The sequence below is a fragment of the Mannheimia cairinae genome, assembly GCF_028649535.1.
GTDB classification, from domain to species: domain Bacteria; phylum Pseudomonadota; class Gammaproteobacteria; order Enterobacterales; family Pasteurellaceae; genus Mannheimia; species Mannheimia cairinae.
In genome coordinates this window covers 405,276-421,687 of sequence record NZ_JAQSJE010000001.1, presented here as the reverse complement: position 1 = coordinate 421,687, position 16,412 = coordinate 405,276, and the positions used below count along the sequence as shown (strand labels likewise).

The 16,412-nt window shown below is 38.4% G+C and carries 17 protein-coding genes and 1 rRNA gene; 9 read left to right on the top strand and 9 right to left on the bottom strand.

What is annotated here, in order from left to right; translation table 11 throughout:
* The first annotated feature begins 191 nt into the window (after positions 1-191).
* Positions 192-307: ribosomal RNA gene (gene rrf, locus PTQ27_RS02105) — 5S ribosomal RNA — on the top strand.
* Between the two features lie 271 nt (positions 308-578).
* Here rrf and clpX read toward each other — a convergent pair.
* Both clpX and clpP read right to left on the bottom strand, forming a co-directional pair.
* On the bottom strand, positions 579-1,826 hold the full coding sequence (gene clpX, locus PTQ27_RS02100) for an ATP-dependent protease ATP-binding subunit ClpX (RefSeq protein WP_273748254.1): 1,248 nt from the start codon (positions 1,824-1,826) through the stop codon (positions 579-581).
* A complete protein-coding gene (gene clpP / locus PTQ27_RS02095; RefSeq protein ID WP_273748255.1) occupies positions 1,826-2,419 on the bottom strand; it encodes an ATP-dependent Clp endopeptidase proteolytic subunit ClpP in 594 nt (197 codons plus the stop codon). The genes clpX and clpP overlap by 1 nt, the downstream gene beginning before the upstream one ends.
* A 113-nt stretch (positions 2,420-2,532) precedes the next feature.
* Here clpP and PTQ27_RS02090 point away from each other — a divergent pair, with 113 nt between their 5' ends.
* Positions 2,533-2,910, top strand: a complete 378-nt coding sequence (locus tag PTQ27_RS02090; protein WP_273748256.1) for a SufE family protein — start codon at positions 2,533-2,535, stop codon at positions 2,908-2,910.
* Positions 2,911-2,962: 52 nt separating this feature from the next.
* On the opposite strand, the gene galE is transcribed toward PTQ27_RS02090, so the two are convergent.
* The 3 genes from galE to zipA all read right to left on the bottom strand — a co-directional run bounded on the left by galE (position 2,963) and on the right by zipA (position 7,068).
* On the bottom strand, positions 2,963-3,979 hold the full coding sequence (galE, locus tag PTQ27_RS02085) for a UDP-glucose 4-epimerase GalE (protein ID WP_273748257.1): 1,017 nt from the start codon (positions 3,977-3,979) through the stop codon (positions 2,963-2,965).
* 79 nt (positions 3,980-4,058) lie between these two features.
* Positions 4,059-6,113 carry an NAD-dependent DNA ligase LigA gene (ligA, locus tag PTQ27_RS02080; RefSeq protein WP_273748258.1) on the bottom strand — a complete coding sequence of 685 codons (2,055 nt, stop codon included), beginning with the start codon at positions 6,111-6,113 and terminating at the stop codon, positions 4,059-4,061.
* Between the two features lie 67 nt (positions 6,114-6,180).
* Positions 6,181-7,068, bottom strand: a complete 888-nt coding sequence (zipA, locus tag PTQ27_RS02075; RefSeq protein WP_273748259.1) for a cell division protein ZipA — start codon at positions 7,066-7,068, stop codon at positions 6,181-6,183.
* Positions 7,069-7,179: 111 nt separating this feature from the next.
* Between zipA and cysZ the strand changes: the two genes are divergently transcribed.
* The gene (gene cysZ / locus PTQ27_RS02070) at positions 7,180-8,058 is read left to right on the top strand and encodes a sulfate transporter CysZ (protein WP_273748260.1); all 879 of its coding nucleotides are present in this window, start codon (positions 7,180-7,182) and stop codon (positions 8,056-8,058) included.
* A gap of 92 nt (positions 8,059-8,150) precedes the next feature.
* Here cysZ and PTQ27_RS02065 read toward each other — a convergent pair whose 3' ends face one another.
* Genes PTQ27_RS02065 through exbB form a run of 3 tightly spaced genes read right to left on the bottom strand, consistent with a single transcriptional unit; the run spans position 8,151 to position 9,998 of the window.
* Entirely contained in the window at positions 8,151-9,035 is an 885-nt protein-coding gene (locus PTQ27_RS02065) for an energy transducer TonB (RefSeq protein ID WP_273748261.1), read from the bottom strand.
* Between the two features lie 15 nt (positions 9,036-9,050).
* Positions 9,051-9,500, bottom strand: a complete 450-nt coding sequence (gene exbD, locus PTQ27_RS02060; RefSeq protein WP_273748262.1) for a TonB system transport protein ExbD — start codon at positions 9,498-9,500, stop codon at positions 9,051-9,053.
* Positions 9,501-9,551: 51 nt separating this feature from the next.
* Positions 9,552-9,998 (bottom strand): TonB-system energizer ExbB, encoded by a 447-nt coding sequence (exbB, locus tag PTQ27_RS02055; protein WP_273748263.1) that lies wholly within the window; start codon positions 9,996-9,998, stop codon positions 9,552-9,554.
* Between the two features lie 154 nt (positions 9,999-10,152).
* Between exbB and glpE the strand changes: the two genes are divergently transcribed.
* The 6 genes from glpE to purN all read left to right on the top strand — a co-directional run bounded on the left by glpE (position 10,153) and on the right by purN (position 14,347).
* Positions 10,153-10,479, top strand: coding sequence for a thiosulfate sulfurtransferase GlpE (gene glpE, locus PTQ27_RS02050; RefSeq protein WP_273748264.1), 327 nt, complete (start codon positions 10,153-10,155; stop codon positions 10,477-10,479).
* Between the two features lie 43 nt (positions 10,480-10,522).
* The gene (locus tag PTQ27_RS02045; protein WP_273748265.1) at positions 10,523-11,368 is read left to right on the top strand and encodes a co-chaperone YbbN; all 846 of its coding nucleotides are present in this window, start codon (positions 10,523-10,525) and stop codon (positions 11,366-11,368) included.
* A 59-nt stretch (positions 11,369-11,427) separates the two neighbouring features.
* Positions 11,428-12,381 (top strand): thioredoxin-disulfide reductase, encoded by a 954-nt coding sequence (gene trxB / locus PTQ27_RS02040; RefSeq protein ID WP_273748266.1) that lies wholly within the window; start codon positions 11,428-11,430, stop codon positions 12,379-12,381.
* A gap of 9 nt (positions 12,382-12,390) precedes the next feature.
* A complete protein-coding gene (kdsB, locus tag PTQ27_RS02035; protein ID WP_273748267.1) occupies positions 12,391-13,146 on the top strand; it encodes a 3-deoxy-manno-octulosonate cytidylyltransferase in 756 nt (251 codons plus the stop codon).
* Between the two features lie 42 nt (positions 13,147-13,188).
* Positions 13,189-13,644, top strand: a complete 456-nt coding sequence (locus PTQ27_RS02030; protein ID WP_434802815.1) for a YidB family protein — start codon at positions 13,189-13,191, stop codon at positions 13,642-13,644.
* Positions 13,645-13,705: 61 nt separating this feature from the next.
* Positions 13,706-14,347, top strand: coding sequence for a phosphoribosylglycinamide formyltransferase (gene purN / locus PTQ27_RS02025; RefSeq protein WP_273748269.1), 642 nt, complete (start codon positions 13,706-13,708; stop codon positions 14,345-14,347).
* Positions 14,348-14,438: 91 nt separating this feature from the next.
* Here the strand turns inward: purN and thrS are convergent, their stop codons facing one another.
* Positions 14,439-16,373, bottom strand: a complete 1,935-nt coding sequence (thrS, locus tag PTQ27_RS02020) for a threonine--tRNA ligase (protein ID WP_273748270.1) — start codon at positions 16,371-16,373, stop codon at positions 14,439-14,441.
* Positions 16,374-16,412 lie beyond the last annotated feature (39 nt).

The following is a 16,412-nucleotide window of genomic DNA, read 5'->3' as shown; positions in this document are numbered from 1 at the left end:
AATTGCCCGAGAGGCTTAACTATACAACACTCAAATGTTTTTAGCTTGTTTTTGGATTTTAGATTGAAGAATAAAGAATAAATAGAAATAAAGAACTAAAGAATAAATAGAAATAAAGAACTAAAGAATAGTAATAACAGAATAAAGAATGATTGATGGCGAGAGAAAGTCATTGATTATTAACCGAATATTCTGGCGACCATAGTGCTGTGGTGCTACCTGACTCCATTCCGAACTCAGAAGTAAAACGCAGTAACGCCGATGGTAGTGTAGTGTTTCGCTATGTGAGAGTAGGACATCGCCAGATTGAATAATGGACCCCGAGTAGAGATACTTGGGGTTTTGTTTTTTGTTGTACCTTCATTTTACGAAAGAAGATGATAACCAGAATCCGTAAATAGTCGATTTATTTTGTATAGTCAATAATATGAGCCTATACAAAATAAATTAATAAAAAACTCTTTATTAGTTTTAAAGAGGAACCGTAAGGCTTTTAATTTTATGGCACTACCAGCATATAAAAAATAGGCTAAAGTACTTTGTACTTTAGCCTATTTTATATTACTAAATATACTAAATTATTCTACCTTTGGCTTATCACCATTTTCTACACAGCCTTTGCCAATAGTTACTTTTTGAGCTTTTAATGTCGGCAAATCATACATAGTATCAAGCAATAGGTTTTCTACAATAGAACGTAAGCCTCTAGCACCAGTCTTACGGGGGATTGCTTTATGTGCAATAGCTATTAAAGCTTCTTTGGTAAAATGCAGTTCAACACCTTCCATTTGGAAAAGAGCTTGGTATTGCTTAATAATCGCATTTTTGGGCTCGGTTAGAATTTGAATAAGGGCTTCTTCATCTAATTCTTGTAATGGTGTTACTACAGGCAAGCGACCAATTAACTCAGGAATTAAACCAAATTTAACTAAGTCTTCAGGTTCTACCTGCTTAAATAATTCAGTTAATTCTTGGCGATCTTTATCTTTCTTTAGTGCTGCCGCAAATCCAATTCCACCTTGAGTATTGGTACGAGATTCAACAATTTTATCAAGCCCTGCAAACGCACCACCACAAATAAAGAGAATTTTCGAAGTATCGACAGGTATAGTTTCACCTTTTGGATGTTTGCGACCACCTTGTGGATTAATATTAGCCACTGTACCTTCAAGTAATTTTAATAAGGCTTGTTGTACACCTTCGCCTGATACATCACGTGTAATTGAAGCACTTTCTGATTTACGGGTGATTTTGTCGATCTCATCAATAAAGACGATGCCACGCTCAGCTTGTTCTGCTTCAAAATCACACTTCATTAATAGTTTTTGGATAACATTTTCTACGTCTTCGCCCACATAGCCAGCTTGAGTTAAAGTGGTAGCATCAGCAATCGCAAAAGGTACATTTAAACGACGAGCGAGAGTTTCTGCTAATAGTGTTTTACCACTTCCGGTTGGGCCGATTAATAAAATATTACTTTTCCCTAATTCGACACCATTTGTTTCTGTGTGATTTGATAGAGCACTTTTTAGGCGTTTGTAATGATTATACACCGCAACGGAAAGTACTTTCTTTGCGTGTTCTTGACCTATTACATAATCATCTAAATGGGCGTGTAATTCGTGCGGGGTTGGCACATTATTGAAAAAGGCCGTTTCATCTTGTTGATTATCATCAATTAGAGGTTCTTCATCGCCATTTAATAAAGCATAAGATTCTTCAATACATTCGTTGCAGATATAGCCTTCAGCCCCTTCTACTAGCTGATCAACTTCCGTGCGTTTTTTTCCACAAAAGCTACAATGTGGTTCTTTTTCAAATGTCATTATTCAACCTCCCCACGAGAAGTTAATACTTTATCAATTAAGCCATAATCAGCAGCTTCTTGAGCAGACATAAAATTATCACGCTCAGTATCTGCTAATACTTTTTCATAATCTTGGCCGCTATGTTCTGCCATACGACGAGTTAAAGTCTCTTTTAAGCGTAAAATTTCTTCAGCTTGGATTTGAATATCTGTAGCTTGCCCTCTTGCACCACCTAAAGGTTGATGAATCATTATGCGAGCGTGTGGAAGGGCAAAGCGTTTGCCTTTAGCTCCTGCTGAAAGTAAGAATGCACCCATTGAGGCAGCCTGTCCTGTACAAAGTGTAGCTACATCAGGTTTGATAAAATTCATTGTGTCATAAATCGCAAGGCCGGCTGTTACTACACCACCTGGTGAATTAATGTATAAATAAATATCTTTCTCTGGATCTTCCGCTTCTAGAAACAGTAATTGTGCCACAATTAAGTTGGCCATTTGATCTTCAACTTGACCATTTAGAAAAATAATACGTTCTTTTAATAGACGTGAATAAATATCGTAAGAACGCTCGCCTTTTGAGGTTTGCTCAACCACCATTGGGACTAATGCCATTTTGTTTTCCTCTATCGTAATACGAAAAATGGTTTATTTTAGCAAATTTTCAGAAAATCATTAACAACAAGCGGTCAGATTGTTAAAATCTTTTGCAAATTATTGAGGATATTATGAACTTAGTCGAAATTTACGATAAATTTAATGATTGCAAATCGTGGGAAGAAAGATACCGCTTGTTGATTCAATTAAGCCGTTTATTGCCGAAACCAAGTGAAGAAGAACTTGTTCTACTACCAGAAATAGAGGGTTGTGAAAGCCGTTTATGGTTTCAATTCCAATGTTCCCCACGTAAAGTTGTTGCTTATAGTGACGCTCGTTTAATGCAAGGTATATTAATGATTGTAGTAACTGCATTAGATGAGAAATCGGAAGAAGAACTGAGAGACATTGATTTAAAAACAATATTTGATGAATTGAAAATTTCGCCAAATTTAACAAGCACTCGCTTAAATGGGCTAAGTCAAATTCAAAAGCAAATAAAATGTTGAGAGAACTGAAATAGAAGCAAGGGCTATCATTTTATGATAGCCCTTGATAAGTTTAATCTTTATAACCATTCGGGTTATTTTTTTGCCAATTCCAAGTGTCTTTCATCATTTGTTCTAAGCCACGTTCTGTTTTCCAACCTAATTGCGTTAAGGCTTTTTGTGGATCAGAGTAGTATGAATCAATATCTCCTGCTCGACGTTCAACAACTTGATAAGGTACTTTGATATTATTAGCATTTTCGAATGCTTTTACCATATCTAACACGGAATAACCAATACCTGTGCCTAAATTATAAATATGCAATCCAGCATCATCTTGATGTTTGTCTAATGCCTTTAAATGCCCAATAGCTAAATCAACTACGTGAATATAATCACGCACACCAGTACCATCGTGAGTATTGTAATCCCCGCCGAAAACAGATAATTGTGGCAATTTTCCAATTGCTACTTGGCTGATAAACGGCATTAAATTATTTGGAATACCATTCGGATCTTCACCAATTAAACCGCTCTCGTGGGCCCCTACAGGGTTGAAATAACGTAAAATAACGGCACTAAATTGAGGATTTGCTTTAATTGTATCAGCTAATACTCGTTCAACCATATATTTTGATGTTGCATAAGGGCTTATAGTTTCCCCTACTTGAGATTCTTCTGTGATAGGGACAACCTTTGGTATGCCATATACTGTGGCGGTTGAACTAAATACGATAGTATTTACACCAGCTTTAATCATTTCTTCGACTAAAATGATTGAACCTCCTACATTATTTTCATAATAGAATAGAGGTTTTTGTACACTTTCGCCTACAGCTTTTAAGCCTGCGAAGTGGATAACCGATTCAATTTTATTTTCGGCAAAAATTTTACGTAGAATTTCACGATCCAACACATCTCCTTTATAGAAAGTTAGTTCTTTTCCTGTAATTTTTCTGACACGTTCTAATGAAGTTTCTGATGAATTGTGTAAATTATCTAATACAACAACTTCGTGATTAGTATTTAATAGTTCTACGATAGTATGTGTACCAATATAACCTGCACCACCTGTAATTAAAATTGCCATTTTGGGGGTCCTTTTTTGTAAGATTTGATAAGAAAACAACCGCTTGTATTTTACTCGTTTTTTATTTATTTGACGAATATTAATGGGCGGTCAATTCAATAAAATCTTGTTCTGTTAAAATTTGAATGCCTAACTCTTGAGCTTTTGTTAATTTTGAACCAGCTTTTTCGCCTGCGATTAAATAGTCGGTTTTGCTTGAAACCGAGCCTGATACTTTACAGCCTAAACTTTGTAACAGGGCTTTAGCCTCATCACGAGTAAGCCGGGTAAGCGTACCTGTTAAGACTACATTTTTATCTTTTAGCGGATTATCTGCAATTTCTGTTTTTACCACATCTTGCCAATGAATGCCTTGTGCCATTAAATCCTCAACAACGTCCACATTATGCTGTTCGTTCCAGAAACTGACAATACGGTTTGCTACCACTTCGCCCACATCTTGTACTTCTTTGAGTTGTTCAAAAGTCGCTTGGCGAATAGCATCAAGCGTGCCGAAATGATTGGCTAAATTTAAGGCAGTTGCCTCGCCAACTTCTCGAATCCCTAATGAAAAGAGAAAACGTGGAAGCGTGGTATTTTTGGCTTTTTCGATACTATTTAACGCATTTTGAGCTGATTTTTCACCCATACGTTCTAATCGCATTAAGGTGGTATGATCTAACTTAAATAGGTCTGCAGGGGTGTGAATAAGCTCTCGTTCCATCAGTTGCTCAATCAATTTTTCGCCCACACCGTCAATATCCATCGCTTTGCGAGAAACGAAATGTTTTAACGCTTCTTTGCGTTGAGCTCCGCAAAATAATCCACCGGAACAACGAGCCACCGCCTCGCCTTCTACTCGTACTACAGCAGAACCACACTCTGGACAATCGGTCGGAAATTCGATTTTTTCTGCATTTTCTGGGCGACGTTCGGCAACCACACCGATAATTTGTGGAATGACATCGCCGGCACGACGAATAATCACGGTATCGCCAATTACAATACCTAAACGCTCAATTTCATCGCCATTATGCAAGGTGGCATTGCTGACCGTTACTCCTGCCACAAAAACCGGTTCAAGTTTAGCAACAGGCGTAATCGCCCCGGTTCGTCCAACTTGGAATTCCACACTCTTTAAAATAGTCATTTCTTCTTGAGCTGGGAATTTGTATGCGATCGCCCATCGTGGTGAACGAGAAATAAAACCAAGTTGTTCTTGCAAGGCAACATCGTTTACTTTTAATACGGTGCCGTCAATATCGTAGCCAAGGGCTGGGCGTTTGGCTTGAATATCCGCATAGAATTTAAGCAATTCATCTCTGCCTTTGGCTAATCGAATTTCAGGATTTACTGGAATACCAATGGATTTTAGCCATTGCAAACGCTCGTAATGGGTGTTTGGTAGTTCATCATCACTCTCATAAATCCCTATGCCGTAAGCGTTTAGCACTAATGGACGTTGGCTTGTGATTTTAGGATCGAGCTGACGCAATGAGCCTGCCGCCGCATTACGTGGGTTAGCGAACGTTTTTTCACCTTTGGCGAGTGCTTTTTCATTGAGTTTTTCAAAACCGGCTTGTGGCATAAATACCTCGCCACGTACTTCTAAACGGGCTGGCGGATTTGGCAAGTTAAGCTTTAATGGAACATTGCGAATGGTGCGGATATTAGCGGTAATATCTTCGCCTGTTGTGCCATCGCCACGGGTTGCCGCTTGTGTTAGCACACCATTTTCATACAGAATACTGACCGCTAAACCGTCTAATTTGGGTTCACAACAAAATGCTAATGACGTTGGAGTTTCCGTAATATAGCTTTCCATACGGCGTAAAAAACCGTCTAATTCTTCATCAGAAAATGCGTTATCTAACGAAAGCATAGGAATTTCGTGTGTAATTTGTGCAAAGCCTGCTAACGGCTTTGCACCAACACGCTGAGTTGGTGAATCACTGGTAATCAGCTCAGGGTGCTGCCATTCGAGATTTTTTAGCTCGTTCATTAATCTGTCATATTCGGCATCAGGCACGCTTGGATTATCTAATACGTGGTATTCGTATTCATATTGGCGTAGCTTAGCTCGCAATGTTTCGATTTGGCTTGATAAGTCGCTTTCTAAATCTAGGTTTTCTTGAATTTGGCTAAATAAAGGCATTGGTAAAATTCTCTATAAAAAAGACCGCTTGTTGCAAGCGGTCATATTTTCTCTTAATTTTGCAATATTAATTTATTACTCGCTGCATATAGCGTTGGCGAGATTGATCATCAAATGGTTGTTGAGCATCATCATATAAGAAACCGCCTAATGATTCTGCTAGATGTTCAGCATTATTAATAAGTAACTTCATATTGGCAATATCACTGCCTTCAGATGGAAGTTGCATAAATAATACTAAGCCGACAGTTGAGAAATTAGCAATATTATGCAAATCAAAAGTACCTGGGTTCATTAAATTTGCCGCACTAAAAATAATAGGGCTTAATGAATCATCAATATGTTGATGACGGTGGAAAATTTGATGTTCGCCAAAGCGTAATCCAACTTCTTCTAAATAATGTACAACAAAATCGCCTGGGAATGGTTCATTTTGCGGTGCATAAATATAAAGCGTAACAAATGGATTCTCTTCTTGAACTGCAACTTGCTCTTCTGCTTTTACTTCTATAGGTTCTGCAATAATATCTGCTTTTGGCTCTTCTGGCGTAATAGCTACATTCATAGTTGGATTTGCAAAATCAGGTGTATTTTGAATATGTTGCTGATTTGAAATTCGTTGCCCATAAGTGTTTATTACTGGCTTTTCAATCGGTTGAGGTTCATTCGGCAAACTGATTTTTATATTCTGTAAAGAGCTTTCAACTTCTTGTTGGATCTGTTGGTGATTCTCTTCCGGAATAGACATCGCCTGATATTCTTGATTTTGAGGCTTTAATGATGTTGGTATATCGGATGCCGCCTCATTATTTTGTGGTGGCACAGCAACAGGCCTACTTGCAAATGTATTTGAAAAGACATTTGACTTTTCACGACGAGCAGACCAGAAACTGAAACCGATTAATATAGCAATAAGTAGTCCAGCAAGAATAAAGAAAATAATATGCAGTTCCATTGTGTCCTCTTTATTAAATAATCACTAAAAAATGCATTTTCATATTTGCGAAAATAATGTGCGTAGCTTACCATATTTCTAAGTATTTTTTGCAAAAAATAAGGAATGATTATGTCTTCTGTGTTTTCTGAGCCTCAAAATCAGGTTGGATTAGGCTTTCACTATTTCATTTATGGTTGGAAATTGTTGTTTCAGCGTCAATTTTTACCCTTTGTTATTTTTCCGATTATGATTAATGCGGTTTTAATGGTTGGGTTAATATGGTTTTTCTTTGCTAATATTGGCGGTTTATTAGAAATACTACTGCCAAGCTGGTTAGAGTGGTTAAGCTTTGTTTTAATTCCGCTTATTTTTTTGATGATTTTAGTCGGATTTTATTTTGCTTTTACTACATTAGCCAACTTTGTGGCAGCTCCTTTTAATGGATTGCTTGCAGAAAAAGTAGAATTACAATTAACAGGAGAGCCTTTAGGCGATATGTCTTTAGGGGCATTAGTAAAAGATGTGCCTCGTATGCTCAAGCGTGAATGGCAGAAAATGATGTATAGCTTACCAAGACTAATTGCTTTATTCCTACTTGGTTTTGTGCCAGTTTTAGGACAAACTGCAGTGCCTGTTTTAACGTTTGTTTTTGGTGCTTGGCTGATTGCAATTCAATATTGTGACTATCCGTTTGATAACCATAAAATTAATTTTCAAAGAATGCGTAATGCTCTGGCTCAATATCGAACACTAAATTTTACCTTTGGGGCATTAGTCAGTTTATTTACAATGATTCCCTTTGTAAATTTAGTGGTTATGCCTGTTGCAGTCTGTGGAGCTGCTGCTTTATGGGTAAAAGAGTATAGACATTTCTTTATTGATCAACAAAATGGCGAGTTTAGCGGTGCAGATTATACTTTTTCAAAAAGAACCAATACTGCGGTGAGTACAGAAACACGCTCAGGACAAATTAATCCGCATAGTAAAAATAGTGATATGAGACCTTAAGCAAGCGGTTTATTTCGTTGAGTTTTTTACAAAAAATCCCCTTTAAAAAGTATTTTCTTTCTAAGGGGGATTTTATTGAGCCAGTTTCTCATTTAGCTAATAGAGAATTTAACAGGCACAGTAACTTGAGATGGGAAGCCAGCTGGCGGTGGTGCAACTTTTACACCTTGGGCACTCCTTACTGCCGCAGCATCTAAATTGCTATTGCCCGATGAATTGACAACAGAAACATTTGATATAGCTCCAGATGGTAACACCGTAAATTTAATGGTAACAGTGCCTGTTTTACGCATCATTTTTTCACGTTGTGGGTAGGAGTTATTTGCTCTACGTTGTAATGCTCTTTGTAACGTTGCTTTATAGGCTGCAAGTTCGCTGGCATTTCCACCGCTTACACCGTTGATTGAGCCTGAGGTGGAGGTTGAATTTAATGAACCATTTTTTTGCCCACCTACAACACCTGCAACAACCTTATCGCCTTGAACTGCACCAGGCATAGCTTTTGCAACAATACCTTGTTTTGCTTCTGGGCCTCGTTCAAGTGCCTTTATTGGCTTGTTTTCAGGCCTACGTTTTGGTTGTTCTTTGTCTCTTTCTTTTCTTTCTCGACGCTCTTTACGATGTTCTTTTCGTTCTTGATGACGCTTCTTACGTCTTTCTTCTTTAGGCTTTTCCTGTTTCGGTTGTAAGGCAGGATCAGGAATAGCATCGGGTTCTGGCATTGGTTCTGGCGTCGCTTCAGGTTCAGGCTCTGGCTTTGCTTCTTCGACTTCTTTTATTTCTTCTGCAACAGGATCTGGAGCAACCGCAACCTGAGGTTGCTCTAATAATGCTGCGGCTAATTCCATTGATAAAGCATTTGACTCAGTGGCTTGTTCAACCTTATGGTTATCTAACCAAGCAAAACCACCACCAATTAATGTGCCGTGAATAGCCAAAGAAACGATTAAACCAATTCGAGAATGTGATTTCTTCATACTCGTTTCATCCTATTAAGGTGTTGCAGGCATTGGTGCCGGAGTTGTTACTTCTGTTGGTGTAACCGGTGTTGTAGGAGCGGTTTCTTTTTTGGTAATGATAGCGACATTTTTAATTTCATTTGCAGAAAGAACATCAGTTAATTCAACAAATTTTTCAAATGCTACGGCTCCATCAACTTTTAACGCAACTTTTTGGCTTTTATCCCAAGTAGCAACTTCAGTAGCTAATTGCTCTTTAGTAATAGCCTTATCATTAAAGAAAAATTCATTATTTTCGGTAATAGTCAGAAGTTTTGCCAGATCGTCTGCTTTCATTGGCTGTGTTGTTGTTGTTGTTGCTTTTGGTACATTAACTTGGATTTTCCCCTGCGAGATAAATGAAGCGGTTACAAGCACAATCGCCAGTAACACCAACATAATATCGATAAAAGGAATGATGTTAATTTCATCAAATTTTTTCATAATTCAGTCTTCTTAAGTTTGCAAAAAATAAATTAAATTTAACCGCTTGTATTATGCTTTTGGTGCGTGAAAAGCTTGCCATTTTAATTTATTTTCTTCTACTTTACGCCCGAAACCGTTATAAAATACCATCGCAATAATCGCTACTAAAATACCGACAGCCGTTGCTTTTAGTGCTAACGAGAGATTAACCATAATTGACGCTGCATCAATATCGCCACCTGATTTACCTAAATGATAGAAAGTTAAAAGAATGCCGATAACAGTACCTAATAAGCCGATATAAGGAGCATTTGAACCAATAGTTGAAATGGTTGTTAGATTATGAGTTAAATCAATTTCTAATTCTTCTAATGTATTGTATTTCGAAATATCAACCTTCGAATAAAACATAATGCGTTCAATCGCTTTCCAAACGCAGATAATGCTTAATAAACCTAATGTACCTAAAATAATAAAATCAGTGTAATGTTCTAAAAATTCAAATAATTGATTCATAATAACCCTTAAAAATTTATCGATTAATGATTGGTTGTTGAAAATGGTTCGCAATTATATCTGAATAACATTGGATTTTCAACTTGAAATAATAGCCATTCTTTTTTAGATTTTATGCTATAGTTTCGCCATTTTATTGAGGATAAACCAAATTATGGAAATAACATTTAAAGAGATCAGCCCTCAGCAAGCTTGGGAATTAATGGAAACAGAAGGGGCAGTGCTTGCTGATGTGCGAGATGCTCGTCGCTATATTTACAGCCACCCACAAGATGCTTTTCATCTAACCAACCAAAGCTATGGTAAATTTCTAGATGAAGTCGATTATGAAGAACCGGTGATTATTATTTGTTATCACGGTGTCAGTAGCCAAAGCACTGCACAATTTTTAATTGAGCAAGGCTTTGAAAACGTCTATAGCGTAAAAGGCGGTTTTGATGCGTGGGAAAGAAACGGTATGCCTATTGAAACCTCTTATTAATGCTACAATATAAAAAGACAATTTAGGTAGATAAGAGGGATTTATGGACTATTTTGTAAATGTAACAGAGCAGAATTTTAGTGAAGTTTGGGCAGCCACAGGGCAGATACCGACGGTATTTAATTTTATTTCGCCTCGTGAAATTGCCTCTATTGAAATGGACGCATTATTACGCCGTATTGCCGATGAAAATCCGAATCAATTTTTATTGGCAACGGTAAATTGTGATGAGCAACAAGCTTTAGCTGCACAGTTTAGCATTCAGCAAATTCCAACACTTTATTTGTTTGCTGGTGGGCAGCCGATTGATGCTATTCAAGGGGTGGTGACCGAGCAAGAATTACGTATTCGCCTAGCCAATATTTTACCGAAAGAGGAAGAGTTAAAATTCAATCAAGCCTTAGAGTTATTGCAAGATGAGCGCTACGAAGAAGCTCTCCCTTTGCTAAAATCTGCTTGGGAAATGACAGATAAGAAAAACAGCGATTTTGCCCTGCTTTATGCCGAAACTTATATTGTGATGAAAAAAGTGGCTGAGGCTCGTGAGATTTTAAAACAAATTCCAATTCAAGACCGAGATAGCCGTTGGAATGGCTTGCAATCCCAAATTGAATTACTGGAGCAAGCAAGTGAATCGCCGGAATTACAGCAACTTCAAGCCGATTATGCTAAAAATAAAACTCCCGAAATTGCAATTAAATTAGCAAACCAGCTCCACCAAGCCCATAAAAACGAAGAGGCACTTACGCTTTTATTCGATTGGCTAAAATCAGATCTAACTGTGGCAAATGGCGAGTTAAAAACACAATTTTTAGCGATTCTATCTGCACTAGGAAATGACCCAATAGTGCCGAAATTTAGACGCCAGCTCTATTCGCTACTTTATTAGTTGCAAAATTTTAAGAAAAAATGACCGCTTGATTATATTAAAGCGAAGATGAGGATATTATGACAACCAAACACGCAAAACTTTTAATTTTAGGCTCAGGCCCTGCAGGCTATACTGCAGCTGTTTATGCCGCTCGTGCAAACTTAACCCCTGTGTTAGTAACGGGGATGCAACAAGGCGGGCAATTAACCACTACCGATGAAATTGAAAATTGGCCGGGGGAATTTGAGCAAACCACCGGTACAGAGTTAATGAATAAAATGCTTAAACACGCTGAAAAATTTAATACCGAAATCGTGTTTGACCATATTCACACCGTTGATTTATCTAAGCGACCATTCACACTAAAAGGCGATTTACACACCTTCACTTGCGATGCGTTAATTATTGCAACAGGTGCTTCAGCGAAATATTTAGGCTTGCCGTCTGAAGAGCATTTCAAAGGTAGAGGCGTTTCTGCTTGTGCGACCTGTGATGGATTTTTCTATCGCAACAAACCGGTTGCGGTAGTTGGTGGTGGTAACACTGCGGTAGAAGAGGCTCTATATTTAGCAAACTTAGCGAGTGAAGTGCATTTAGTTCATCGCCGTGATAGCTTCCGTGCCGAGAAAATTTTATTAGGTCGCCTGCAAAAACGCATCGAAGAAGGCAAAATTATTCTCCATACAGACCGCACTGTTGAAGAAGTGTTAGGCGATAATATGGGGGTAACCGGTTTACGTTTAAAATCAACCAAAGACGATTCAACCGAAGAAGTGAAAGTGGACGGTTTCTTTGTTGCTATCGGACACGCTCCAAACACCGCTATTTTTGACGGGCAACTTGAGCTTGAAAATGGCTATATTAAAGTGAAATCCGGTTTAGAGGGTAATGCAACAGCGACTTCAGTTGAAGGCGTATTTGCGGCAGGCGATGTAATGGATCATAACTACCGCCAAGCAATTACTTCTGCTGGAACAGGTTGTATGGCAGCCCTTGATGCAGAACGTTTCTTAGATGCTCAAGAAGCATAAGGAAAGAGTATGAATTTTACTGTGATTATTCCAGCTCGCTATGCCTCAAGCCGTTTGCCTCGCAAACCGCTGTTAGATATCGCAGGTAAGCCGATGATTCAACACGTGTGGGAAAAAGCTCAACAAGCAGGGGCAACACGTGTCATTATTGCAACGGATCACCCTGAAATTGAGGCAACGGCAAAAGCGTTTGGTGCGGAAGTATGTATGACATCTGAAAAACACAATTCCGGCACAGAGCGTTTGGCGGAAGTGATTGAAAAAATGCAGATTGCCGATAATGAAATTATCGTGAATATTCAAGGAGATGAGCCGTTAGTGCCACCAGTGATTGTAGAACAAGTGGCTCGCAATTTAGATGCTTATAACGTCAATATGGCAACTCTTGCGGTAAAATTAGCAACCCGTGAGGAACTTTTTAACCCGAATGCGGTTAAAGTAGTGGCGGATAAAAATGGTATGGCGCTATATTTCTCTCGTGCAAGTATTCCGTTTGCAAGAGATAGCTTTTCAAATTGCGATGATGCATTTGTGGCAAGCCAAAACTATTTACGCCATATCGGCATTTATGCTTATCGTGCTGGCTTTGTGAAGCTGTATGTGGCTTGGCAGCCAACGCAGTTAGAACAATTAGAATCCTTAGAGCAATTACGTGCTTTATGGTATGGAGAAAAAATTCATATCGAACTGGCAAAACAAGCCCCTGAGGTTGGGGTGGATACACCGGAAGATTTGGAAAGAGTGCGAGCAATTTTAGCTCGTTAATTAATATTACAAGCGGTGTAATTTCTATTATTTTTTGCAAAAATGTTTATAAATTTAACCGCTTGCTTAGGAGAGATTATGTTAGGAAATATTTTGGGTTCACTTGCTTCATCTGTTTTAGGTGGTAGCAATCAATCAACTGCAACTCAATTAATTCAAAATTTATTAGCATCACAAGGTGGTGTTGAAGGCTTAATTGCAAAATTCCAACAAGGTGGATTAGAGAATATTTTACGTACTTGGATTAGTCGTGATGAAGAAAATGCACCTGTTTCAAGTGAGCAAATCAATAATGTATTTGGTAAAGAAAATATTCAAACAGCAGCTCAAGAAGCTGGTGTTGATGCAAGTGAAGCAAGTGATTTATTAGCACAGTTCTTGCCAAAAATTGTTGATACTTTAACACCAAATGGAAAAGTTGAAGATTTACAAAATTTAAATGCAAATGATTTGTTGGCTCAGGCTGCAAAAAGTGTATTAGGTAATTTATTTAAATAAGAATATAGGCTGATGATTTATCAGCCTTTTTGCTATTTATTGCTAAGTCTAGGGAAATGTAATGAAAAAAATAGTCGTGCTAATTTCAGGGAATGGTTCTAATCTACAAGCAATTATAGAGGCTCAAAAAATAGGAAAAATAAGCGGTCAAATTTGCGGTGTAATTTGCAATAATATGGAAGCTTATGGACTAACTCGAGCAAAAAATGCCAATATTCAGACTTTTGTTTTTTTACGCAAAAATTATGAAAGTAATTTAGCAATGGATCTCGCTATTGCCGAACAAATTGAAATATTAGGTGCAGAATTAATTGTTTTAGCTGGCTATATGAAGATTTTAACACCTGAGTTTACTCGACAATTTGAGGGGAAAATCTTAAATATTCATCCCTCATTACTGCCAAAATATCCAGGACTTAATACCTATCAGCGAGCTGTTTCGGCAGGCGATAAAGAACACGGAATGACAATTCATTTTGTGAATGAAGAGGTTGATGCTGGGGCTATTGTTTTGCAGGCTAAAGTACCAATTTATGCTGATGATGCTATAGATGATATTATCTCGAGAGTTGTTGAGCAAGAGCATCGTTATTATCCGCTTGTTATTGATTGGTTCTGTTCAGGACGTTTAAAAGTAATAAATAGTAAAGCTTATTTAGATGGGAAAGCATTATCAGAAAAAGGTTATGCCGCAGATGAATAAATCATTTAAGAGTAACCTATAAATTCAAATAAAAATCTCCACTTAAATTAGGAAATTAAGTGGAGATTTATCATTTAGGTTTTCTTAATTTTTACTCTTCTTCGCCTAATAATTTAAGCTCACGAGCTTTAATTTGGTTTTTGAGGATTTCAACCAATTCAGCCACTTGGTAAGTGCCTAAATCTGCCCCTTTACGAGTACGCACCGAAACTTTGCCTTCGGCGATTTCTTTGTCGCCACAAACAAGCATATAAGGCACACGACGTAAAGTATGTTCACGTACTTTAAAGCCGACTTTCTCATTGCGAAGATCCGCTTTTACACGAATACCGGCATCAGAAAGTTGTTTTACAACTTGTTGCACGTAATCCGCTTGGCTATCAGTAATATTCATTACTACCGCTTGAGTTGGTGCTAACCACGCAGGGAAGAAGCCTGCATATTCTTCGGTAATAATACCGATGAAACGTTCAATCGAACCTAGAATTGCACGGTGGATCATAACTGGTGTACGGCGACCATTATCTTCCGCTACATAAGAGGCTTCTAAACGACCCGGTAGGGCAAAGTCTAACTGTACGGTACCGCATTGCCATTCACGGCCTAAGCAATCACGTAGAGCGAACTCAATTTTCGGACCGTAGAATGCACCTTCGCCTTCTTGAACTTCATATTCAAGCCCATTGTTGCGTAGAGCATTTGCTAAACCTTCTTCCGCTCTGTCCCACATTGCATCATCGCCGATACGGTTTTCTGGGCGAGTTGAAAGTTTAACCGCAATATTGGTAAAGCCGAATGTGCTGTAAATGTCGTAAACCATTTTGATACAGCTGGTTACTTCTGACTCGATTTGTTCTTCAGTACAGAAAATATGAGCATCATCTTGAGTAAAACCACGCACACGCATTAAACCGTGTAATGAACCAGAAGGCTCGTTACGGTGGCAAGAACCGAATTCCGCCATACGAATTGGTAAATCACGGTAAGATTTTAAGCCTTGGTTAAAGATTTGTACGTGCCCCGGGCAGTTCATCGGTTTGATGGCATATTCACGGTTTTCCGATTGCGTGGTGAACATTAAATCTGCGTAGTTTTGCCAGTGGCCTGTTTTCTCCCAAAGCACTCTGTCCATCATAAACGGACCTTTTACTTCTTGGTAATCGTACTCTTTTAATTTAGTACGCACGAAAGTTTCTAATTCACGGAAAATTGTCCAACCATCGTTGTGCCAGAACACCATACCCGGTGCTTCTTCTTGCATATGGTATAAATCTAATGCTTTACCAATACGGCGGTGGTCACGTTTTGCCGCTTCTTCTAAACGTTTTAAGTATTCCGCTAATTGTTTTTTATCTGCCCAAGCCGTACCGTAAATACGTTGTAGCATTTTGTTATCGCTGTTACCACGCCAGTATGCCCCTGCCACTTTTTGTAATTTGAAGTGTTGGCAGAAACGCATATTCGGCACGTGTGGGCCACGGCACATATCAATATATTCTTCGTGATGATATAACGCTGGTGTTGCAGTACGTTCAATGTTTTCATCTAAAATAGCCATTTTGTATGGCTCGCCACGTTGTTCAAAAGTATCACGAGCTTCTTGCCAGCTAACAGGACGTTTTACCACATCGTAGTTGGTTTTTGCCAAGGCTAACATACGTTTTTCAATAGCATCTAAATCATCTTGCGTTAAAGAGCGATCTAAATCTACATCATAATAGAAACCGTTTTCGATAGTCGGGCCAATCGCCATTTTAACATCTGGGAATAGTTGTTTGATTGCGTGTCCTAAAAGGTGAGCACAAGAGTGGCGAATGATCTCTAAACCATCTTCATCTTTGGCTGTGATGATTTCAAGAGTGCTATCTTGGCTGATAATATCGCACGCATCACGGCGTTCGCCGTTTACACGACCTGCAATGGTCGCTTTCGCTAAGCCTGCTCCGATAGATTGAGCAACTTCCATTACAGAAACAGGGTTATCAAATTGGCGTTGAGAGCCATCTGGTAAAGTAATAATAGGCATTTTTGTATCCTTGTTACAGTGGTAACCCATACGAGAGGT